Annotated in this window: 18 protein-coding genes; 10 read left to right on the forward strand and 8 right to left on the reverse strand. The window is 35.6% G+C overall.

Annotated features, from left to right (window positions below; genetic code table 11):
* Positions 1 to 146: 146 nt before the first annotated feature.
* The 3 genes from QLQ95_RS07785 to QLQ95_RS07795 are packed head-to-tail and all read right to left on the reverse strand — an operon-like array spanning position 147 to position 4330.
* Positions 147 to 2453, reverse strand: a complete 2307-nt coding sequence (locus QLQ95_RS07785) for a penicillin-binding protein 1A (RefSeq protein WP_482503301.1) — start codon at positions 2451 to 2453, stop codon at positions 147 to 149.
* 10 nt (positions 2454 to 2463) lie between these two features.
* Positions 2464 to 2943: a gliding motility lipoprotein GldH gene (locus tag QLQ95_RS07790; protein WP_095930250.1), complete on the reverse strand. Its 480-nt coding sequence runs from the start codon at positions 2941 to 2943 to the stop codon at positions 2464 to 2466.
* Positions 2927 to 4330, reverse strand: a complete 1404-nt coding sequence (locus QLQ95_RS07795) for a PSP1 domain-containing protein (protein WP_482503304.1) — start codon at positions 4328 to 4330, stop codon at positions 2927 to 2929. Before QLQ95_RS07795 ends, QLQ95_RS07790 begins: the two co-directional genes overlap by 17 nt.
* Positions 4331 to 4762: 432 nt before the next feature.
* On the opposite strand from QLQ95_RS07795, the gene QLQ95_RS07800 reads away from it, so the two are divergent.
* The 7 genes from QLQ95_RS07800 (at position 4763) to QLQ95_RS07830 (ending at position 12308) form a co-directional block, all read left to right on the forward strand.
* Positions 4763 to 5944, forward strand: a complete 1182-nt coding sequence (locus tag QLQ95_RS07800) for an ankyrin repeat domain-containing protein (protein WP_482503305.1) — start codon at positions 4763 to 4765, stop codon at positions 5942 to 5944.
* Between the two features lie 24 nt (positions 5945 to 5968).
* On the forward strand, positions 5969 to 7315 hold the full coding sequence (locus QLQ95_RS07805) for an ankyrin repeat domain-containing protein (protein ID WP_320493520.1): 1347 nt from the start codon (positions 5969 to 5971) through the stop codon (positions 7313 to 7315).
* Between the two features lie 19 nt (positions 7316 to 7334).
* A complete protein-coding gene (locus QLQ95_RS07810) occupies positions 7335 to 7877 on the forward strand; it encodes a hypothetical protein (RefSeq protein ID WP_095930245.1) in 543 nt (180 codons plus the stop codon).
* 43 nt (positions 7878 to 7920) lie between these two features.
* Positions 7921 to 8985 (forward strand): ankyrin repeat domain-containing protein, encoded by a 1065-nt coding sequence (locus QLQ95_RS07815; RefSeq protein WP_095930244.1) that lies wholly within the window; start codon positions 7921 to 7923, stop codon positions 8983 to 8985.
* Positions 8986 to 9045: 60 nt separating this feature from the next.
* Complete coding sequence (locus tag QLQ95_RS07820) at positions 9046 to 9798, forward strand: hypothetical protein (RefSeq protein ID WP_482503308.1); 753 nt, start codon at positions 9046 to 9048, stop codon at positions 9796 to 9798.
* Positions 9799 to 9825: 27 nt separating this feature from the next.
* The gene (locus QLQ95_RS07825) at positions 9826 to 10869 is read left to right on the forward strand and encodes an XAC2610-related protein (RefSeq protein WP_482503310.1); all 1044 of its coding nucleotides are present in this window, start codon (positions 9826 to 9828) and stop codon (positions 10867 to 10869) included.
* A gap of 72 nt (positions 10870 to 10941) precedes the next feature.
* Positions 10942 to 12308 (forward strand): IS3 family transposase gene (locus QLQ95_RS07830; protein WP_414655674.1). Its coding sequence is split into 2 segments (ribosomal slippage): positions 10942 to 11410 and positions 11410 to 12308, totalling 1368 coding nucleotides; the frame shifts between segments, so codons are not numbered across the junction.
* Between the two features lie 62 nt (positions 12309 to 12370).
* Here QLQ95_RS07830 and QLQ95_RS07835 read toward each other — a convergent pair.
* The 5 genes from QLQ95_RS07835 to QLQ95_RS07855 all read right to left on the reverse strand — a co-directional run bounded on the left by QLQ95_RS07835 (position 12371) and on the right by QLQ95_RS07855 (position 18228).
* Positions 12371 to 12601, reverse strand: a complete 231-nt coding sequence (locus tag QLQ95_RS07835; protein ID WP_039118414.1) for a ferredoxin — start codon at positions 12599 to 12601, stop codon at positions 12371 to 12373.
* Complete coding sequence (locus QLQ95_RS07840) at positions 12601 to 13842, reverse strand: peptidase U32 family protein (RefSeq protein ID WP_482503312.1); 1242 nt, start codon at positions 13840 to 13842, stop codon at positions 12601 to 12603. The genes QLQ95_RS07835 and QLQ95_RS07840 overlap by 1 nt, the downstream gene beginning before the upstream one ends.
* A gap of 224 nt (positions 13843 to 14066) precedes the next feature.
* Positions 14067 to 15425 carry an oxygen-dependent tRNA uridine(34) hydroxylase TrhO gene (trhO, locus tag QLQ95_RS07845; RefSeq protein ID WP_482503314.1) on the reverse strand — a complete coding sequence of 453 codons (1359 nt, stop codon included), beginning with the start codon at positions 15423 to 15425 and terminating at the stop codon, positions 14067 to 14069.
* Between the two features lie 159 nt (positions 15426 to 15584).
* Complete coding sequence (locus QLQ95_RS07850; RefSeq protein ID WP_482503316.1) at positions 15585 to 17261, reverse strand: SulP family inorganic anion transporter; 1677 nt, start codon at positions 17259 to 17261, stop codon at positions 15585 to 15587.
* 10 nt (positions 17262 to 17271) lie between these two features.
* Entirely contained in the window at positions 17272 to 18228 is a 957-nt protein-coding gene (locus QLQ95_RS07855) for a polyphosphate kinase 2 family protein (RefSeq protein ID WP_172426913.1), read from the reverse strand.
* Between the two features lie 259 nt (positions 18229 to 18487).
* On the opposite strand from QLQ95_RS07855, the gene QLQ95_RS07860 reads away from it, so the two are divergent.
* From QLQ95_RS07860 to QLQ95_RS07870, 3 genes are read left to right on the forward strand one after another with little or no spacing between them, the layout of a single operon-like run.
* Positions 18488 to 19633: an efflux RND transporter periplasmic adaptor subunit gene (locus QLQ95_RS07860; protein ID WP_482503318.1), complete on the forward strand. Its 1146-nt coding sequence runs from the start codon at positions 18488 to 18490 to the stop codon at positions 19631 to 19633.
* An 18-nt stretch (positions 19634 to 19651) separates the two neighbouring features.
* A complete protein-coding gene (locus tag QLQ95_RS07865) occupies positions 19652 to 22825 on the forward strand; it encodes an efflux RND transporter permease subunit (RefSeq protein WP_095930237.1) in 3174 nt (1057 codons plus the stop codon).
* Positions 22818 to 24185 (forward strand): efflux transporter outer membrane subunit, encoded by a 1368-nt coding sequence (locus tag QLQ95_RS07870; RefSeq protein WP_095930236.1) that lies wholly within the window; start codon positions 22818 to 22820, stop codon positions 24183 to 24185. Before QLQ95_RS07865 ends, QLQ95_RS07870 begins: the two co-directional genes overlap by 8 nt.
* Positions 24186 to 24265 lie beyond the last annotated feature (80 nt).

A 24265-nucleotide genomic window follows, 5' to 3' on the forward strand; every position in this document is an offset into this window, starting at 1 on the left:
TGAATATTTTTGATAAAAATAAGATTTTTAGGTGAAATTATAACGATTTCGTAAAAATAAAACGAAAAGAAAAATCCCTTTACAAATCTTCTACAAGACTGGTAAAGGGATTGATATATAATTAGATAAGATTTATTGCAACAATGTTACAATTCAAATTCATCTGTATTTTGTTCGGTCTGTGTGGTATCTTTCACTATAACTGGCCTAGCGTAACAGTCTACTTTTATAGAAAGGTTTGCTGGACGTTCAAACTCGCCTTTAGAAACCTGAAGGCTTTTATCAGCATAACACTTTTTCATGTAATACCCCCAAACAGGCAAAGCTGCAGTTGCTCCTTGTCCGTAAGTCAAACTTTTGAAACGTGCTGAACGATCTTCACATCCAACCCAAACTCCAGTTACCAAGTTCGGAACCATTCCCATAAACCAACCATCAGACTGGTTTTGCGTTGTTCCTGTTTTACCTGCAATTGGGTTTGTAAACATGTATGGATATCCTGTCCAACGATTATCTCCACTTCCGCCGCCCTGAGTACGTAAACGCACACCAGAACCACTTTCTGTAACCCCTTGAAGCAATTTGATTACCGCAAAGGCAATATCTTTATTTAAAACGTCGTGAGACTCTGGAATTGGTTCGTAAATAACCTCTCCGCTTTTGTTTTCAATTCTGCTTAAAAACTGTGGTTTTACATAAACTCCTTGGTTCGCAAATGTACTATACGCCGCAACCATATCTTCAACTGTAATATCTACCGCACCTAGTGCAATTGAAGGCTGAACTGGAATTTCTGTTTTTACTCCTAATTTTTTAGTTAATTCTACAACTGCTTCTGGACTTGTTCTATCAATTAATTTAGCCGAAACTGTATTGATAGAAGCTGCCAAGGCTTGTTTTAAAGTTACCATTCCGCGGTATCTGTAATCTGAGTTTCTTGGTTCCCAGTCTTCTGTTACGTGGTGACGTCCTTTATGGATCATGAAAGGTCCATCAAGAATAGAATCACATGGCGACATATTTAATTCTTCGATTGCCGTTGCATAAACAAAAGGCTTGAAAGTAGAACCTACCTGTCTTGCTCCCTGCCCTACGTGATCGTATTGGAAATATTTGTAATTGATTCCTCCAACCCAAGCTTTAATTGCTCCTGTTTGAGGTTCCATAGACATTAAACCAGATTGCAAAAAGTGCTTGTAGTAACGAATAGAATCCAGTGGTGTCATAGTGGTATCTCTTTCACCTTTCCAAGTAAAGACACGCATTTTAGTTTTTACTTTGAATGATGCAATGATATCTTCCTCGCTTTTATCCATATCTTTCATCTGAGCCCAACGAACAGAATTTTTCATGGCTTGCATGATGATTCTATCTGTCTCAGCTTGTGTAATATTTACGAAAGGAGCATTTTTATTGTTTTTTTGATCAATAAAAAACTGCTGTTGAAGGTTTTGCATGTGCGCAGCAACCGCTTCTTCAGCGTAGGTTTGCATTCTAGAATCTATAGTAGTATAAATCTTAAGACCATCTTTGTAAATATCGTAATCAGATCCATCAGGCTTTTTGTTTTCAGCAACCCATTTTTTCATGTAATCGCGAAGATATTCTCTGAAATAAGTAGCGATACCTTCACGGTGGCTTTCCAATTTAAATTTCAGCGTAATTGGAAGCGCTTGAAGTCTTTCTTTTTCAGCTTCCGAAATCATTTTTGCTTTTGCCATTTGCGACAAAACCACATTACGACGGTTTTTTACGCCCTGCGGATTTCTTACCGGATTGTACAAACCTGAATTTTTGAACATTCCGACCAAAATAGCAGATTCGTCAATTGTCAAGTCTTTTGGCTCTTTTGAGAAATAAGTCTGAGCGGCAGAACTTACTCCAACAGAATAATTTCCGAAATCATAAACGTTGCAATACATCGCTAAGATTTCGTTCTTTGTATATTGTCTTTCCAGACGAATGGCAATAATCCATTCTTTTATTTTTTGTACAACTCTAAAAGGCAAAAATTTCGATCCTTCACCATGAAACAACTGTTTTGCAAGCTGTTGTGTCAATGTACTCGCACCCCCATTTGTTCCTAAACTAAAAACAGCTCTTAAAGTTCCACGCCCATCAATTCCTGAGTGGTCGTAAAAACGTGCATCTTCAGTTGCAACAAGTGCTTCAACTAAATTTTTAGGCAAATCAGAATATTTAAGTTGCGATCTATTGGTTTTGAAATATTTACCAATCACAACTCCATCAGAAGAGATAATTTCGGTAGCAAGGTTTGAATCTGGATTTTCTAAATCTTCAAATGAAGGCATAGAACCAAATAAACCCCAAGAAGCAAATAAGAAGAAGGCTAAAACTCCTAATAAAGAGTAGGCAAAAACCCGCCAAAATTTCTTTTTGTAATAATTAATATCCTTAACGCTTTTGGATTGATTGTTTTTTTTAGCAGCCATAACTATTTATCTAATCTTTTTGTTCTATTCTAAAACCAACGTCTGTAATTCCTTGCAAAGCTTCAACACCTGGGATTTTACCCGATTGTCTAACCGCTTGTTTGATGTGAACTTTGTATTTCCCTGTAAACTTCACATCTTCTTTGTAATAAAGTTTACTTTCTTTTATGTCAGAAAATCCATTTCCTAACAACGTTCCATCTGGCTCTGCCATTTGGTATTCTAATGTATCCACTTTTGTAAAACCGCTTGGTGTTTCAAGAGCAACAATTAAAAATAAATTATTAAACGGATAATTATTATTGTCTCGTATGTTTACAAAGAGGTTGAACTTTTTTGTAGAATCTAAAACTGGCAGATCAAAGCTTACAATACTGTCTTTGTGCCAAGCACTTCCAACAGATTTATACTGATCAAATACTCTTTTTTTATCACAAGAAAAAAGAAGTATAGCTACCAAAAGAAGAATTCCGCTATTTTTTATTCTCATTTTTAGTATTCGTTATTGGTTTTCTAGGTTCAGCAGGTTTGTTTTCATTAGAATTTTGCTTATTCGGATTGTTCTTATTCGAATTATGCTTTTTCTTATGATTTTGCTTATTTGGATTGTTTTGATTGTTTGGTTTGTTTGCGTTGCCATTGTTTGCATTACCATTGTTAGGATTAGTATTTCCTGCTGGTTTAGCGTGGTTTACATTTTTCTCCTGCTGTGGTTTTGCTGGAGTCGCAACGGCAGCCGTCTCTGCATTTTGCTTGCGTTTGCGATTTGGTTTTTTCTTTCTTTTTGGCTGATCAAAACGAGTTAAACTTTCTTGACCCATTGCATTATTGAAATCTTTTTCTGGCTCTGCAACTACTTCAACAGCAAAATCTTCTAAAGAAGAAACTTTGTTTTTCTGTTTATTTTCTGCAATGATTTCTTTTACCTGATCAATTTTTAAAACATGCCAGTTTGCGAAGTTGTTTGTATACGCAAACCACATTAATCCTTTAAAAATATCTTGTTTTTGGCAAACAGCATCTCCTTTTTCTGTGATTAGTTTGGTATCGTAATCCGGAAAATCTTTTAATGCGTCCATGTAAGTGTCTAACTCATAGTTCAGACAGCATTTTAATTTACCACATTGTCCCGCTAATTTTTGTGGATTCAACGATAATTGCTGATAACGAGCCGCAGAAGTATTCACACTTCTGAAATCGGTTAACCAAGTCGAACAGCAAAGTTCGCGTCCGCAAGATCCAACTCCTCCTAAACGAGCCGCTTCCTGACGGAAACCAACTTGTTTCATCTCCACTCTAGTGCTGAATTCTTTAGCAAAATCCTTAATCAGCATTCTAAAATCGACACGATCGTTTGCTGTGTAGTAAAAAGTCGCTTTTGATCCGTCGCCTTGAAATTCAATATCCGAAATTTTCATTTCCAGTTTGTGCTGAATCGCCAATTCTCGTGCACGAACCTTCATTGGTTCCTCACGATCACGCGCTACAGACCAGATATCGATATCTTTTTGAGATGCTTTTCTATAAATTTTTGGAACCTCATTACTTTCGTAATTCACTCCTTTTTTCTTCATTTGAATCTTTACCAATTCTCCTGTAAGAGTCACAATTCCAATATCATGTCCTGGCGAAGCAACAGTTGCTACAATATCGCCAATACTTAAAGTTAATTTCTCTGAATTTCTAAAAAATTCCTTACGTCCGTTTTTAAAACGAACCTCAACACAATCAAAAATCGCCTCTCCATTAGACGGACTCATGTTCGAAAGCCAGTCAAAAACCGTCAATTTATTGCAGCTATCGGTGCCGCAAGTCCCATTATTTTTACAACCTTTTGGTGCGCCACCATCTGAGGTTGAACAACTTGTACATGCCATAATTATATATGTAGTGCTGCCAGAATGCAGCTTAAGTTCATAAACGTTTGATCGGTAAAGATAGTATTTTTTTTATTTGGCTATTTATAGATTAGTTCTAAAGGGTTGTTAAATAAAAAATGACCCTATTTTTTAAAATAATCCTTTTAAAATTCTCTGCTCAAAATATTTTATTCTTCTCTAAATAAAAGACTTATTGTGTTTGTTTTATGATTTATTAAGCTCGTTTTCACTTTCTTCAAAAAATCAGAAGAAAAAAAAGCTTAAAATTTCTATTTGGTCTATTTCTTAACATAAAAAGCCGTTTTTAATTTTTATCCTGAAATATATTTCTCATTTTTATGTTTTATCTTACAGCAATGTTTGTGAAGCCACTAATTACAAGCCAAAATTGCGAATAAAACTTATAATCATATTTTAAATATATTTCGAATGCAAACACAAAACCAGATTGAAAATTTCCTTTTTCAGGGAAAATTTGACGAGGCCAGAGAATGCCTAAATAACGGAGAAAACTTTAACGATCAGTATCTTAAAAACAATTTCTCTCAAATAGCTGCCAAAATTATTGAAGCTAAAGAAATTGATTTCATCGAACGGCTAATAAAAGCCAACTTTATTGAAACCGATATTTACGAATTGGACAGTTTTGACAAATCGATATTCAACCCACTTTCTCGAAATATAAAAAATGACGAAGAATCTCTTTCTTTCTTCAAAGAGATAATGTCAAAAGTCGACAATTTTAATGACGAAATCAGCGATCAGACTTTATTGGGATATTTTATAGAAAAAGAAGCGGTTCCAGAAGTCATTAAAAGCTTAATTGAAGATTTTGGATGCAATGCGCAATACCAAAACAACGCTCAGGAAAATCTAATTCATAAAATCGTAAACAATTATTCTTTAAATGCTGAAAAAGGCAAAGAATATATTAAAATACTTCTTGAAAATGGGGTTGATATCAACGAGAAAAATGTCGTTGGTACAACACCGCTTATGTACGCTGTAAAAAGAAACAAAAAAGAATACATTCCGACCTTATTAGAAAACGGAGCAGATCCTAACGAAAAAGACAATCAGGAAAACAGTTCTTTTTATTATGCTGTTGGTGAGCAGTTTTCTATTCCGATGTACGAACTTTTAGCCGAATCCTCTTCAGCAGATTTCAGCAGCATCAATAAAGACGGAAGAACTTTACTGACTGAGTTTATCCGAATGATGTCTGATTCGGAGAATGATCTCAATTCTTTCCAAAGGTTATTATCTGATGGTGCCGACTTAAATCACTGCGCTCAATATTATGGAAATCCGAAATCCGGCATCGATTATATAGCGGAGAAAAAATCGGGTATTTTAAAATCAGCACTAGACAGCGGAGCAATTGATGTTAACGAACAAGACAATCAAGGCAATACCATTTTGCATAAAGTCTGTGCCTATAATGTGAATTATGATGCCGAAGCGGCAAAAGAAATTTACAGGAAAGTAAAATTGCTTCTTGAAAATGGCGCAGATAAAGAGATTACAAACGATAAAGACGAAACTGCTCTTGCGCTTGCTTCTACAGACAATTTGAAAGTTAAAACTGTTGAGCTTTTAATGAAAGCCTAAATTTAAAATCACAATTCTATGTCAATGTCATTTATAATTGCCTGTGAAAACGGCAATCGAAAAATAGCTGAATTACTGCTTCAAAATAAAGAAGTAGAGGTAAAATATACCGACGAAAAAGGAAGAACAGCCTTGCATTATGCCGCACACAGAGGATATCTGGATATTGTGAAGCTATTAGTTGAAGATGGAGCCGATATCGATTATGAAGATCATGCAGGAGAAACGCCTTTATTCTTTGCTTGTCTGCAAAAGCAAAAACAGACCGCTTTGTTTTTGTTGGAGAATGGCGCCAAAATTGAAATCAACGATAAAAACGGTAACAGCTTGTTACACTTGACCGTACAAACTGCTCAGGTCGATATCGCAACAAAGTTGCTTGAAGCAGGAATTGATGTTAATTTATTGAATAACAATGGAGAAACTCCACTATTATTGGCTTCTGCAAAACTAAACCGTGAGATTATCCAATTGCTTTTAGATAAAGGTGCCGACATTAATGTGACCGATAAACAAGGTAATACGCCATTACTTTACGCATGTTATAGAAAGTCATTGCCAATAGTAACTTTACTCTTGGACAATGGCGCGGCTATCAATCATACGAATCATTCTGGGGAAAATGCGCTATTAATTGCATGCTACGAAACCAATAGAATGTTGGCTAAATTATTGATTGAAAGAGGATCAGACGTATTTACTTCAAGTAATAATGGACACTCTCCTATTTGGTACGCTTGCGCGAATAATCAAAAGGAGATTGTCGCATTGTTTTTAGAAAATGGCGTCGATGTGAATTACAGCAAACCAGTCACCAGTGATACTTCTTCAATGAATGATTATCTAGATTGGATTGTCAGTGCAACCAATATTTCTAACGAATCTAGTTTCACCTTAAATAACTCTTATACTTACGGAGGAGAAAGTCTTCTACATGTTGCAACCAAAAAAGGCAATCTGAGTATGGTAAAACTCCTCATTGAAGCTGGTGCAAACATCAATATTCAAGACGAATCTGGAAATACGCCACTTCACTACAGCGCTGCAAACGGAAAGAAAGATGTTGTAAAATATCTATTGGACAACAAAGCCGATGCTTCAATCGTAAATGTAAAAGAACAAAAAGCAATTGACTATTCGAATGTAAAAGGTTTCAATGAAATTACGGAGTTGATTTTGAAATATGCTCCTTCTGGAACTACTGTAAATCCAATAAACACTGCACCGCAGACCGAAGCTCCAAAAGCGGATACTTCAAATTCGATGGAAACAAAGAAAAAAGCATTATTAGACTTAAAAGAACTTTTAGATGCTGGAATTTTAACTTCGGAAGAATTTGATATTGAAAAAAGTAAAATTTTAAAAGGATAAATAATAAATAAACTCACAAATGAAAAAAATCTTAAATGCCACGACTCTATTTTTAGTATTAATTGCCTCGAGCATAGTTTCTACATCTTGCACCAACCTTTCGCCAGAAAAAACCTTTGAAATTGCTGCTTTAAATTCGAATTTATTGTCTCGTTTTGGAAGCAAAGAAATCAATGAAAAACTGCAATCGGAAGCACAAGTTTATGATGAGAGTCAAAAAAAGATGGTTCCTTCTTCTTACTACGATGCTTTTAAATATGATATTACCAATCTAGAAATACGTTTTCAAACTATTAAAGATATTGCTGAAGACGATGATAACAAAGAACTTCTTCAGGCTTCAAAAGATTTATTTTCTTATGCAATCGCCAAACAAAAAGAAGGTTATTTGCCGATTGCTAAACTAAAAGACGAAAAAGCTTCGCCAGAGCAAATACAAAAAGCAATCTCAGATTTTGACACCTCAACTCAAAGTGAAATTGATGCAAAATTTACAAAACTGATGAATGCAGCAAAAGCATATGTTGAAAAGCATAACATTAATGCTAAAATTGGGGTCTGAAATCAAATCTCTTGACAAATGATTTTAAAAAGGAACAAAAAGAATGGGAAAGAAAAAGAAAACGCTTCCGAAAAATTTTAATGAATTAATCGAGAAGAAAGACATTGAAGGTTTGAAAGCTGTATTTGACACCTGCGAATTGGACGCAAGAGGCGGTTACGGAAAAACAACCGCGTTAAGCTTTTGGGGTATTCCCGATGAGCTTATAGTCTGGCTAGTAGAAAATGGCGCAGATATAGAAGCGGTTGATACTTATAACCGTACTGCATTGCATCAAAACGCGATGATACGAACTGGTAAGGTTTCAACTTTATTAGCACTCGGTGCCAATATACATGCAAGAGATAATTATGGAGATACGCCTTTGCATTTTGCAAGTGGAAGTGGCTTTAATGTTGATGCTGTCCAAAAACTGATAGCATCTGGAGCAGATACCAATGCATTGAATACCTACAAACAAACTCCTTTGGAACGTGCTTTGGTTAGAGCAAATAACATCGACCTTAAAAACTTGGCCGAAATATCAAAAATACTTTTAAAATCTGATGTCGAAATAACTCAAACCATGAAAGATGCTGTTGTTCGAAGGGGAGAAGATTTTGAATTTCATAGGGAAAATTTCAACAAAGATTATTTGGAAGAGACAGACCATGCATTAAAGCAACTTTATGAAATGTTTCATGTTCCGCCTGTAAAAAGACGTATTCTACACGACGGCGTGTCTCCCATTTCTGTAAGTGGCACAACCTGGGAAAAACAATTCGAAGAACTATGGGAACTTTTAATACCGTCAAAGGGCAGTTCAAAAACCATACAAGGCGAAGTCGTGCGCATATCAGGAAAAGTGCGCGATGAAATATATAGAAATGGCGGCGGGAATTGGAATATTGATTTTAAAAAAATGTTAGATGCCTTTTTTATCCATTTGTCCTCAAATAATTCATTGTCTGATAACGAATTGGCAAAAGCAGCTTTAATTATAAAAGATGTTCGAAAAAATGGAGACGGGGAAATCGACGAACTTAATTTTTTATGCGAACTCGCAACTAAATGGGTTCTTGCCAATACGACACCGATTTTGCTAAGCGAACCAAATTACAAAAGATAAGATTACAAAACATTTTGAACGATACAAGAGTGTTTTTCTTATGAAATCTAAAAAACTATTATGATTAGAAATTTACTTATTACAGTCCTTATTTTACTATTTACTGGATTTTCAAGTTGCAACAAAACCAAAGAAAAAACAGCATCTTCTCAGGTTACAGAAATTCCAACTGTTCCAGAAGTTTTTGAAAAAGATACAGCTTCAATCGAAATAAAGAAAAAACCTGAAGATTTTATTCCGAAAGGATATGTTCCTTTTGATACTATTAAGGGAGATTTTAATAAAGACGGACTGGAAGATTATATTCTGATCATTAAAGGAACTGATAAAAGTAAAATCATTCAGCACGAATATCGTGGAGAACTAGACCGAAACCGCAGAGGAATTATTGCTCTATTAAACAAAAATAATGGCTACGTACTGGCTGCTAAAAACTATGACAGCTTTTCTTCTGAAAATGAAGAAGGAGGTGTTTATTATGCTCCCGAACTTGACTTTGAAATAAAAGACGGAAAATTATACATAAACTATGCTCATGGAAGATACGGTTATTGGCAGTATACTTTTAGATATCAAAATTCAGATTTTGAACTAATTGGTTATGATGCCAGCAGTAATCGAGGACCAATTGTTCTTACAGAAACCAGCATCAATTTTCTGACTCGAAAAAAGATTGTAAATCATAACATCAATGAAAACAATTATGATGAGGATGAAGTTTTTGAAAAAAGCGAAAGTAAAATTAAAAGAACAAAACTTCTTAAATTATCTGAAATTAAAGATTTTGATGAACTTCATCTTTTTGATGAATAATTTCACGAACCTTATTCTGAATACAATATGAAAATAAAGTTTTACTTCGTCTTTTTTCTAATTGCGCAAACCTATATTTTAAATGCTCAAAAAGCTTATGTCGTTAATGATTTCTTGAAAGGCCATACTTTGTATTTTGCCAAACAAACTAAGAATTCGAAAACAGAAGAATATTATAGGCTTACAGAGAATCAAACAAAGAAAACGGTACTCGAATATGGTTCTAAGCAACTTTCTAAATCGGAACTAAGCAAAACAGCCAAAATCACGACATTCAAAAGTATTCCTGAATGTAATATTCGCGTTTTAGGAGATGTCAACTTTGACGGACGTACCGACGTTATCCTTTTTAACAACGAGAAAAATGACGACGAAGGTTGTTATACACCGCAAGCAACAGCGTATATATTTATTAATATGTCAAATTCTTTTGTGTTAAGCAATAGTATTAGCGACTTGTATTACAATTCCTTTTGTGTAAGAGGTGGAGGATTTGAAATTGATGCTAAAAACAAACGTCTTATAACCTCAAGCAGCGGCGGTGCAGCCCTTCATGTTTGTTCCTATTATAGCGTTTCTGGTTTGGAAGCTAAAGAAGAATGCACTTTTGAGGAAGATGGATATTCTTTTCCGTTTCTAAAAATAACTGGCAAAAAGCGAAAAGGTGGTGATTTCATCTCTTTTTCTACTTTATCTGTATACGAGCCTAACCTAGAGAAAGTAGTTTCTTTTGATACTAAAAATGGTAAGGGGCGCATAATTTTATTTAAACATAACGGTATTTTGTATTACGCATTTCGCCAAAATGATGAATATAAATTTGTTTCGTTTGCCCACCCATCAACTCCTGAAAAAGCAGATAAAGCAGGGTTTAAACTTCGAAAACAAAATACAGTTTACGAATTGGAATTTAATAGTGGGAATATAAAATATATAATTTATGAAAGAGCCACAGACATTGGAATCAAAATTTACGTAAACGGAAAACTATCTGATTGGCAGGGAACTTCTAAAGAAGGAAGCTTGTCTGTCTTATCAAACAGTACTTTCAAAAATATGGTTAAAGAATAAAATTGCTTTAATAAAAAAGAGCTGCGTTTTGAACTGCCCCCAAAAAGTTAGACACTATTTGGGGGCATTTTTATGGAAAGAAAAGTCAAGTACAATTGTGAATTTAAACTTCGTTGTGTAGAAGAAGTTATGAAAAGGCATAACTCGGTTAAAGGCACAGCTAGAGCAAACAAGATAGCTGAAAGCAACCTTACATGCTGGATTAGCCGCTATAATGAATTTGGAATTGAAGGTCTTTTACCAAGGCAGAAAAATAAAGTTTATACTGTAGACTTTAAATTAAAAGTGATACAAACCATTCAAAATAAGTCATTATCTTTGGATGAAGCCTGCTTGATTTTCAAAATTCCAGCGCAGTCAACCATAATAAGCTGGCAAAGAAAATATGCAAAAGATGATTTGGCAGGCTTAGAACTTAAATCACGTGGCAGACCAGCAGTTATGAATTTTAAGAGAAAGCAACGAAAAACAGACAAACCTTTAACCAGGGAAGAGGAACTCTTAAAGGAGTTAGAGTACCTGCGCGCTGAGAACGAAATTCTAAAAAAGTTCAACGCCTTAGTTCAAGCCGAGCAAGCCAATCAAAACAAAAAGCTCAAACCATAATGGAATTAAGGCATAAGTATGATTTAGATCTTTTACTAAATTGTATGAACATGGTTAGAAGCACGTATTATTACTATGAAAAGAAAGGTCAGGTAATCGATAAATATCAAGAGATAAAAGATTTAATTAAACAGATTTACAATTATCATAAGGGCAGATTAGGATATAGACGTATTACTCTATTACTCAAAAAAGAGGGGATTTTAATTAATCACAAAACAGTGCTTCGATTGATGAAATTTTTAGGATTAAAAAGTCTAATCAGAATCAAGAAGTACAGATCGTATAAAGGAGAGCAGGGAAAGATAGCCCCTAATCTGCTACAGCGCAATTTTAAGGCTGATATACCTAACCAGAAATGGGCAACCGATGTCACTGAATTTAATGTTTCTGGCAATAAATTATACTTATCGCCGATAATCGATCTGTTTAATGGAGAGATAATCAGCTATGACTTATCGCAAAGACCAGTGTTTAATCAAGTTTTAAATATGCTTGAAAAAGCATTTAAAAAAATACCGGACAATACTAATCTGACTCTGCATTCTGACCAAGGATGGCAGTATCAAATGACACAATATCAGCATTTATTAAAGAAAAAAGGAATTATGCAAAGCATGTCCAGAAAAGGTAATTGTCTTGATAATGCAATAATTGAAAACTTCTTTGGAATATTAAAATCAGAGTTGTTTTATCTTAAAAAATACACTTCCATTAATCAATTGAAAAAAGAGATTATCGAGTATATAAATTATTATAATAATGACAGAATTAAACTTAATCTAAAAGGAATGAGCCCGATACAATATCGAGCTCATTATTATAAAACTTAATTATTAATTTGTCTAAACTTTTGGGTGCAGTCTATTTTGCAGCTCTTTCTTTTTTATATATTCTATGTTTCTTTAACCGTAATAATCTTCACTGGACAAGCTTTTGCAGCGAGTTCACAACTTTCTACAATGGCATGATTTGGAGATTTTAAAGTGAAAAATCCTTTTGCATTCTGCGAATGAAGCAATACCGATTTTCCGTCTTTTTTCGACATCTGAAAATGAACTGGATCCATTTCGACGCAATAATTACAACCAATGCATTTGTCTCTCTGTAAAGTAATAATAACCATTATGCCTCAACGATTTTATATAGCTTGTCTGACATTCTGATTCTAAACGGAAGCTTGAAAGTACAATCGTCTCCTTTTGTTGCTTTTTCTGCTGTAAGATCATTCACAAACATTTCATCGATAATCATTTCCTGAGCTCCTGTACTTGGTCCTGTTACCAAGATTTTATCTCCAACTTTAATATCGTAAGCTTCAATTTTGAATTGTCCAACTTCGGCTTTTGGGAAATAATGCGTTCCTTTTCCAACATAAACTTTCTTTTGAGTTGCCGCAGATCCAGGAATATCGCTCCATTCTCCTAATTCTTGTCCCAAATAATATCCTGACCAAAAACCGCGATTGTAAACGGTATTCAAAGCTTCCATCCAAACTGCCGTTTTCTCTTTTGAGAAAGTGCCCTCGTAATACGCATCGATCGCTTCACGATAGGTTTTAATGACCGTTGCCACATATTCTGGCGCACGACCTCGACCTTCGATTTTTAAAACCTGAATTCCAGAATCAATTACTTGATCTAAGAAATCCAAAGTACATAAATCTTTTGGCGACATCATGTATTCGTTATCCAATTCGATTTCGAAACCTGTTTCTTGATCGATAACTGTATATTTTTTTCGGCAATTTTGTTTGCAGGCACCACGATTGGCAGAGGAATTATGTGAATGTAAACTCAAATAACATTTTCCTGAAACTGCCATACACAAAGCTCCGTGACCAAAAATTTCGATTTCTACTAAATTTCCGTTCGGCCCTTTGATTTGTTCTTTCTCAATTTGGTCTGTGATTTTCTTTACTTGACGTAAACTCAATTCACGACTTAAAACCATCGTATCTGCAAATAAACTATAGAATCTAATGGTTTCGATGTTCGTTACATTCAATTGGGTCGAAATATGAACTTCCATTCCGATCGATCTTGCCATAGCAATTACAGCTTGGTCTGATGCAATTACAGCAGTAATATTAGCATCTTTAGCTTTTGTCAATAATGTTTTTACGACAGATAGATCGTGATCGTAAATAATGGTGTTTAAAGTAAGATAGCTTCGAACATTTTTTTCTTCACATCGATTAGCTATTTCTTTTAAATCTTCAATAGTAAAATTAACGGTCGATCTTGCACGCATGTTGAGTTGTTCAACACCAAAATATACAGAATCACATCCATTGTCTAAAGCAGCTTGAAGCGACTCAAAGTTCCCAGCGGGAGCCATGAGTTCAATTGTATTGTTAATCGTCATTTTTGATTTATTATTCAAATGACAAAAATAATGCGGGTATAGATTAGATTCCTATGATTTATATCATAGTCTATGTTTTAAAAATTATTCGTAACAGATGAATATAACCCACGATTGAAACCGTGGGCTATATTTAATATTGATTTTTGGTTGCCCAAATGGCACGAATCTATAATTTGGTAAAAATACGGCTCCGACATTTTAAATTAGGATTTTAAAAATCGCTAATTTAAAATTTTATACAATTTATCTGATAAACGAATACGGAAAGGAACCTCAAAAGTTACCTTATCACCAATTTTAGCAGATTGAGTTTCTGCTCCATTAACAATGATCCTATTCAAAACCAATTCCTGATCTCCTGTAGTTGGACCAGAAATAAGGATTTTATCACCACTGTTTAATTCTTGATTTTCTATAGTGAATTGTCCAACTTGTGCTTTTACATAATAATGTTCTGCTTTTCCAAGAAGTACTTTTTTTACTTTTACTTTCTGACGGATATCAGCTGGTTTTTGCGCCGTTGCCAAAGCAGTCTCTGGCAATTCTCCTGAATGTTTGAATTTCAAGTTTTCAGATTTACCTTTTCTGAATACTTTGTTCCCAACTTGTTTTCCAGTTCTTAGACGAACTTGGTCAACCAAAGGCATATGTATGATATCCAAGCATTCTGTTGAACAGCAGTTTTCCATTGCTGCTTTACAATCATCACATTGAATAAACAATAAATGACAACCATCATTTTCGCAATTGGTGTGGTTATCACAAGGTTTTCCGCATTGGTGGCATTGTGAAATGATATCATCTGTAATTCTTTCGCCTAGACGATTATCAAATACAAAGTTTTTACCAATGAATTTACTTTCTAAACCTTCCTCTTTCAATTGTTTAGCGTAATTAATAATTCCGCCTTCTAACTGATAAACATTTTTGAAACCTTGATGTTTAAAGTAAGCACTTGCTTTTTCGCAACGAATACCTCCCGTACAGTACATTACCAGATTTTTATCGTCTTTGTGATCTTTAAGCTGATCGTTGATAATTGGCAAACTCTCTCTAAAAGTTTCAACATCTGGAGTGATGGCGTTTTTAAAATGCCCTACTTCACTTTCGTAATGATTTCTAAAATCAACCACAATCGTGTTCGGATCATCTAAAATCTCATTGAATTCTTTGGCTTTCAAGTGAACGCCTATATTGGTAACATCAAAAGTGTCGTCGTTTAAGCCGTCTGCAACGATTTTGTGACGCACTTTGATTGTCAATTTTAAAAACGAATGGTCATCATGTTCTACAGCTTCATTCAAACGAATGCCTTTCATGAAATCATAAACTTCAAGAGTTGTTCTAAAAGCCTCCAAATTTTCGGCAGGAATACTCATTTGAGCATTTATCCCTTCATTGGCAACATAAATTCGTCCTAATGCATCTAGGGCATTCCAGGCTACGAATAAGTCATTACGAAATTTTTGTGGATCTTGAATTTTGGCATACGCATAGAAAGACAACGTTAGTCGTTGTTTACCTGCATCATCGATCATGATGGCTCTTTCTTCTGCGCTCAAAGTGTTATACAGTTGCATGCTATAAACAGTTTTAAGTTAAGAATATATGTGTTTTTAGATTTTTCTCTAAATCTGCGGCAAATTTAGGGTTTATTTTGAGATTAAAAATGATCTTGCCCTAATTATCTGATTTTTTTAACATCAAAAACAGAATTCTGCTCCCAACAATCTTTCTTTTTATTTTCTATTATCCTGTATAGCATGCTGCACTAAATCGTCTACAGATACAGAACGGCTAATGTGCCCAAACAGAATTTCGAGATTTTCTGCCCGAAGACTGTCGCGAACGTCAGAGCGGGCTTCGGCAATTTTTAGGGTAATATTCTTTTTTTGTAAATCGACAAATAAATTCTTTAAGAAACGTGCGCCAGCAATATCAATACGTGGAGACGAATTGAGATCTAATATTACTATTTTTAAAGAATCCTGTTCGCTGTAGATTTTTTCCAAGATTCGTTCTTTTATATATTCTGCATTGAAATAAAATATGGAAGATTCAACTCTAACAATCAATATGTTTTCTATTATCTCATTGTCAGGATGTCTCTTTAAATCGGTGTAAATTCTTGTTCCTGGAATTCTGCCCAAAAAAGCTACGTGCGGTTTTGATGCAGCTTTCAGTAATAACAGCAAGGTCACGATTGTAGCTAACAAAACTCCTGCAAGGATTCCCCAAATAAGCACTCCCGCAAGTGCAACCATTACTACAGCAAATTCTTGTTTGTTTATTTTATAGAGATGTTTCATTTCTTTCCAATCAAAAAGTCCTCTAATGGCAACTAAAACGATAGCAGCCAGAATTACGGTTGGAAGATTCTGAAGATATCCTGTTAAAAACAAAAGACAGCAGGCAATTGCACCTGAAGCAAATAAAAGCGACAACGGTGTTTTGGCGCCTGCAGCATCATTTACAGCTGATTGTGACAAACCTCCTGCAACAGGATAACCGTGCCCCAATGAAACAGCAGCATTAGCAACTCCAAGTGCCAGAAGTTCCTGACGCGGATCTATAACATACCCGTATTTTTGTGCCAATGTCCGGCCAGCAGAAACACTTTCTATGTAAGACAATAAGAAACAAGCCATCGCGAGCGGCAAAACTCCTTCAACATCTCGAATTCGGAGCGAAGGCAGATGAAACTCAGGAAGCCCAGTCGGAATAATTCCAACCGTATTAAACTCGGCATATTTTAGTGAGGTAACCGAAATAAGGATAATAGATAAAATGACAATCAATATTGCAACAGGAAACTGCGGCGCTATCTTTTCTCCTATGATTAATATTGAAATAGCGATTATTCCAAAAATAAAAACAGTAGTATTCATATCAGGAATTTGATGAAATAGAGTGACAATTCGTTCTAAAAAATTATCTCCTCCTCCTTTAACTCCAAACAATTTCGGCAATTGTGTTAAACCGATAGTAATAGCCGCACCTGCTTTGAAACCAACCAAAACCGTTTCGCTAATAAAATTAATGATCCCGCTTAACCTCAACAGATAGGCAACAATCGCCATTCCTGAAAATACTAATGCAGTAAGAGAAGCAATCTCAGCCCAACGTTCTACATTCCCATTTGCCATACTTGCAATAGTTGTGCCTACTAATAAAGAAATTGCAGATGTTGGACCTATGGCAAGCTGTCGGCTGGTTCCAAACAAAGCATAAAATATTCCACCAATGAGATAACCATAAACTCCATATTGAGGAGGCAATCCCGCAAGAGTGGCATAGGCAAGAGATACAGGAATTCCGTAAGCAGCAAGAGTTACGCCTGCCATAAAATCTCTTTTGAGATCCTGCTTTTTATAATTTTTAATCCAGTCTTCAGCGGGCAAAAGTTTAGAAATCATATTCAAAAGCTTATTCTTTCTCTTCTAGCAATGCTTTTTTAACCTCATTAAGTTCAGCAATTTTTTCTGCACTTACTTTAGGATATTCCAAATCCATTTCGTCTAACGCATGAATTATTGCAGAAGCAATTGCAATTCGAGCATACGATTTATCATCAGCAGGAATTACGTACCAAGGTGATTTTTTGGTAGATGTATTTTTAATTAATTCCTCATACGCATGCATATAATCATTCCAATAGCCTCTTTCTTTGGCATCGGCTGCACTAAATTTCCAATTTTTATCAGGATTGTCAACCCTTTCAATAAATCTTTTCTTTTGTTCTTCTTTAGAAAGGTTTAGAAAAAATTTAATAACAACCGTTCCGTTTCTATTAAGGTATTTTTCAAAGTTTCGAATATCTTCAAAACGATCTTCCCAGATGTCTTTAGTAATCAATTTTTCAGGAATCTTTTGACTTCTCAATATCTGTTCATGAACACGAACTACTAATACTTCTTCATAATAAGAGCGATTAAAAATTCCTATTCGGCCTCTTTCTGGAAGATGTTTCTGGCAGCGCCATAAATAATCATGGTCTAATTCTTCTGAGCTTGGTCCTTTAAAAGAAGAAACCTGACAGCCTTGCGGATTTATACCCGACATGACATGTTTGATCGCGCCATCTTTTCCGGCTGCATCCATGGCTTGAAAAATAATAAGAACCGACCATTTATCTTGTGCGTACAAAATATCCTGCATGGCAGCTAGTGCTTTGACTCCCATTTTTAATATTTTTCTAACCTGTGTTTTATCTCCTTCCATAGAGTAAGAAGTTGGTTTGTCCTCTAATGTGAAGTTCTTATCATCTCCAACACAATATTGCTCAGAAAATTTTTTTGCCCGATGTAATAATTCCTTTTTATTTAATTTTTTCAAATCATCATCATCTTCTTTTTGATGTTTTTTCTTGTTATTTTTTGACATGATTACAAAAGTTTTTGAATTATTATTTCTTGTTCATTGAATAATCTATTCTTACAAAAATGCAGTTTATCGGCAATAAATGGCCTTTCATCCGACTTTGCATTATTAACTGATAAACAGATAGATGTAATTTTAACTAAAATTAACAAAATTCGCACAATATTTAACCACCTAACCAAAAAAACGCTAACTTAGCTAATGCACTTTACTGGTTTTTAATTAGTTGTATTTAATGAATTTTATCTAAAAGAATTTAACAATGAACAAAATCTACTCCTCAGCAATCTTACTAAGTCTTTTGATGTTTTCTTGCAAAAAAGAAACACCACCAAGCCCCAAACCATTAGAAATTTCAGTTACAACAGTTTTACAGCAAGATGTAAATTTAGAATCTGAATATACGGGGCAGACTTTTGGTCAATCGGATATACAAATTAACCCACGAGTTGATGGTATTATTGAAAGTATGAATTTCAAAGAAGGAAGTTTTGTTAAGAAAGGACAAGTCCTTTATACAATTGATCCTTTGCCATATAAAGCAAAACTTAACGAAGCGCAAGGAATTGCGGCAGAGTCGCAGGCAAGATTATCTAAAACCAAATCAGATTTGGACATGATTACTCCGCTGGCCAAAATGAATGCGGTCAGCCAGCGCGAATTAGTTTCGGCAAAATCAGCATATTCTGCTTCATTAGCTCAAATAAAAGCTTCCGATGCTTCTGTACAAAATGCTAAAATCGAATTGGGTTATTGCCAAATTTTAGCCCCAATTTCAGGATTAATCGGTATTTCTAAAGTCCGCGTTGGTGATTATGTAAGACCTGGTGCTATGTCTATTTTAAACACCATTTCTGATCTTGGCGACGTAAGAGTACGCTTTACTATAAGCGAACAGGAATTTCTGCGCCTTTTTAGAGAATTTAGCAAACCAAATTCTGCCTTAAAAGGCTCTGGCGCGATTGTCACTATAAAATTATCTGACGGTTCTGCCTATCCAGAAAAAGGAAAAGTAAGTTTTGCCGACAGACAAATCGACCCTTCTACGGGAGCTATCACATTTGAAGCAGCATTTCCTAATCCTGATAAATTACTTCGTCCGGGTCAATATGTAAAAGTCTCTTTGCTTACCGATATTCGCAAAGAAGCCATTGTAATTCCGCAACGAGCTGTTATCGAAGTTCAAGGAATCTATCAGGTTTATGTAGTGGGCAATGATAATAAAGTTCAAATGCAGATTGTAAAACCAGGTCCTTCTGTTAAAAACGGTTATATTATTGAAGAAGGATTAAAACCAGGTGATAAGATAGCCATGGGAGGTACTTCTTTGTTGAAAAACGGAAGTGTTATTACTCCTAAAATTGTTCAATGGCAATTGGGCGATCCAGAAACTGTAGCTACAAAGTAATCTAAATCACATACTATTATGGGAGAATTTTTCGTCCGAAGACCAATTGTTGCCATTGTAATTAGTATTATTATTGTGATACTTGGATTACTGGCACTGCAAAAAACACCTATTTCGCAATATCCGGATATCAATCCGCCAGTTGTAAAAATCACTACTTCTTTTACAGGAGCAAATGCGCTCAATGTAGAACAGGCAGTTGCTACTCCTATCGAGCAAAAAGTGAATGGTGTTGAAAACATGTTGTACATGAAATCAGTTAATACTTCTGATGGTGCTTGTACCATTGAGGTAACTTTTGACGTAGGTACAAATTTGGACAATGCCAATATGCTAACGCAAAACAGACAAAACCAGTCTGCTCCGTTTATGCCTTCAAGCGTAAAACAGCAGGGTGTGGTGGTAAAAAAGTCCCTTTCATTCCCTATGATGTTATTTACCATTACATCCAATAATCCAAAATATGATGCCAAGTTTTTAAATAACTACGCCAGTATCAATGTTGTTGACCAGCTTGCTCGTATAAAAGGAGTTGGAGAGGTTGCTCTTTTTGGAGGAAGCGATTATTCTATGCGTATTTGGCTAAAGGCAGATATAATGAATAAACTCGGCGTAACGGTTGAAGATGTTAAAAATGCATTGAATGCCCAAAACATGATTAGCCCAGGAGGAAAATTTGGAGCTGAACCCGCACCTCCAAATACCGAATTTACATATGGTGTAACACTCCAAGACCGATTAGTAACCGAACAAGAATTTGGAAATATCGTAGTTCGAAGCAAAGAAGATGGAGCTCAGGTTTTATTGGCCGATATTGCCCGAATTGAATTAGGAACCGAAAATTACAGCTCAACAGCCAGAAGAAACAGTTCTCCAAGTGCGGTTATTGCCTTATATCAAATGCCTGGAAGTAATGCTCTTGATGTGGCAGAAATGGCAAAAACAACCATGAAACAATTGTCTGAAAGATTTCCACAAGACATTGTTTATCAAGAATCTTTAGATACAACATTGGCTATTACTGCAGGAGTTGATGATATTGTGCACACTCTTTTTGAAGCTATTATACTAGTTATTTTGGTGGTTTTTATATTCCTTCAAAACTGGCGCGCCACTTTAATTCCGTTAATTACCGTTCCTGTTTCTTTAATTGGTACCATTGCCGTTTTTCCAATGTTAGGTTTTTCGATCAATACACTTTCGCTTTTAGGATTAGTATTAGCGATTGGTATCGTGGTCGATGATGCTATTGTGGTTGTAGAAGCCGTAATACATCATATCGAACATGGGAAAAATCCGCGAGAAGCGACTATTCAGGCCATGAAAGACGTTTCTGGACCCGTAATTGCAATTGCATTAATCCTCTGCGCCGTATTTATCCCCGTTGCTATGACACCCGGAATTACGGGACGTTTTTATCAACAGTTTGCCATAACCATTGCCGTCTCGGTCGCCTTTTCGGCATTTAGTGCTTTGTCTTTAAGTCCCGCACTTTGTGCCATGCTTTTAAAACCAACAAAACCTGTAGATCAGCAAAAAGGATGGCTTGCTAAATTCTTTTCTTGGTTTAATAGGGTTTTCGAAAATGTTACAGGAAAATATATTGGTGGAGCAACATTTTTTGCCAAAAAAGCAATTCGTATTGTTGTTTTGCTAGCTGTCATACTGGTTTCAATTGTCCTTTTAGGCAAAAAGATTCCGTTAGGATTTATTCCAGAAGAAGATCAAGGTTATGTTTTGGTAAATATTGCTTTACCTCCTGCATCATCTTTACAGCGCACCGATGAAATATCGAAAAAAGTTGATAGTTTCCTTAAAGAAGAAAAATCTATTTTATCTTATACTACGATAAACGGATTTAGTATGCTTACCAACTCTTATCAGCCCAACAACGCTTTCATTTTTATTTCCCTAAAACCTTGGGAAGACAGAGCTGAAACGGCTAAACAGTTTGTAGACAGATTCAATAAAAAACTGGCCACTCAAATTACAACTGCGACTTGTTTTTCATTTGGCCCACCCGCAATTCAAGGTCTTGGCGCCTCTGCAGGATTTAGTTTAATGTTACAAGACCGAGGAGGAAATACGCCTCAATATTTAGCAGAACAGACACAAAATTTTATTGCCGCAGCACAACAACGTCCTGAAATAAAACGAATTTACACCACTTTTAATGCGGGTACTCCACAAATTAAACTGGATATCGACAATGACAAAGCGATGAAATTAGGAATACCCGTTTCTAAAGTCACCGAAGCACTTGGGGCATTTTTAGGAGGAAGTTATGTAAATGACTTTAACCGTTTTGGACGTCAATATAAAGTTTATGTGCAAGGAGAAGCTGTCAATCGTGTCAAACCAGAAGATCTAAACATGATTTATGTGAAGAACAATAAAGGCGACATGCTCCCAGTCTCCACATTGGTTACAGCAACCAAAGTATCTGGACCTGATTTTACGAATCGTTTAAATTTATTCCGATCTGCTGAAATTGGAGGTAGCCCAAATGATGGTTACAGTAGTGCACAAGCTTTAACTGCATTAGAAGAAGTGGCCAAACAGACCTTGCCAGCAGATATGAGTTACGATTACATCAACTTGTCTTATCAGGAAAAACATTCGCCTGGAGGATCTTCCGTATTTATTATGGCATTAGTTTTTGTATTCTTAATCCTAGCCGCACAATACGAAAGCTGGAAACTGCCATTTAGTGTACTCCTTGGAGCTCCTTTCGCCGTATTTGGAGCATTTTTAGGACTGCTTTTGGCAAGATTTGGAAGTGATGCTTACGTCAATAACGTTTTTGCTCAAATCGGACTCGTTTTACTTATCGGATTAGTGGCAAAAAATGCCATTCTTATCGTTGAATTTGCGAAAGAAGAATATGAGAAAGGGAAACCGCTTTACGAATCGGCAATGTATGCCGCGAGACTTCGTTTTCGACCGATCCTGATGACTGCTTTTGCTTTCATCCTTGGAGTAGTTCCGTTACTGACCGCTACAGGTGCGGGTTCACAAGCTCGTATTGTAATGGGAATGGCCGTGTTTAGCGGCATGTTGATCGCCACCGTTTTGGGTGTATTAATTGTACCAGGTCTATTTGTTATGATTGAAAAAATTGGACACAAGAAAGAAGAAACAATCACAACAGGAGAAAACAATGTAGAATCAAATACTACAGACCATGAGTAAGAAATATAAGATAATCGTTATTGTATTGGTTCTTTCCTTATTTCCTGTAGGATGTATGGTCGGGCCAAAATATAAAAAACCTGAGCAGTTAAAATCAGATTCTTATAGAAACGAAAGAAATTTAGACAGTCTCGCTTCGGTAACCAATTTAAAATGGTTTGATCTGTTTAATGATGATGTTTTAAAAGGTCTTATACAAAAAGGTCTTGAGAATAATTATGATTTAAAAATTGCGGTTTCGAGAATTGAGCAGTTTCGTGCTGAATTGGGTTATACTAAAGCCGATTTATTTCCGTCTTTTCAATATGGAGCTACGATAAACAGCAACAAGAAATATATTACTCCATCGACCGCGGGTGCGACTATGTCTTGGGAACTTGATTTCTGGGGAAAATATCGTCATGAAAACAATGCTGTTAAAAATGAACTTCTTGCCACAGAGGAAGCTCGTAAAGTAATATTGTCTGATATTGTTGCCAATATTGCAATAGCGTACTTTCAGATGCGGAATTTTGATGATCAGCTGGAAATAACCAAACATACCCTTGAAACAAGAGAGAAGTACTATCAGATTATAACCGAAAGATTCGAAAAAGGATATATCTCTGAAGTAGACAAAGTACAGATTGAACAGCAGGTTGCCATTGCCGAAGCAGCAATTCCTAACATTGAAAGACAAATAACGTATCAAGAAAATGCAATTGCTTTGCTTACCGGTCAGCTTCCTTCTGAAATTCCTAGAGGAAAAAGCAATACCGAGTTGCAGATCGTCAGTAAGATTCCATTGTCAATTCCGTCTGCTCTATTAGAAAACAGACCTGATGTCAAAGCGGCCGAATTAAGATATGCGGCAGCAAACGAAAGAATTGGCGTAGCTCAAGCCATGCGTTTCCCGTCTATTAATCTAGCGGCCATTGCTGGATTTGCCAGTGCCGATTTGAGCAATCTGTTTCTAGGAAGTTCGTATATGCAAAATGCTTCTGGTGGAATTGCAGGGCCAATATTTGCCTTCGGGAAAAACAAAAGAAGAGTTGAAATAAACAGACAACAAGCAGAACAGTTTAAGTTTCTTTATCAACAAACCTATATCGGTGCCGTTTCTGAAGTAGAACAATCGATACAAAACGTTAGAACTTATCAAGAAGAATGGAAAGCCCGCAACAGACAAGTTCAGGCGGCTTTAATAAATTTCAAACTCTCTCATGAAAGATATGATAGCGGTTACGTTTCTTACTTAGAAGTTTTAGACGTAGAAACGAATCTTTTTAATGCACAATTAAGTCTAGCACAATTATCTGAAAGACAATTAAGTTCCATGATTGAATTGTACAAAGCACTTGGAGGGGGATGGAATCTTTAAGGTTCTGAGATTCTGAGTTGCTGAGGCTCTAAGTTTTTTGACCCGAAAAGCATAAAAAAAAGCACTATTTTAATAGTGCT

The sequence above is a fragment of the Flavobacterium sp. B330r genome (genome assembly GCF_056824325.1).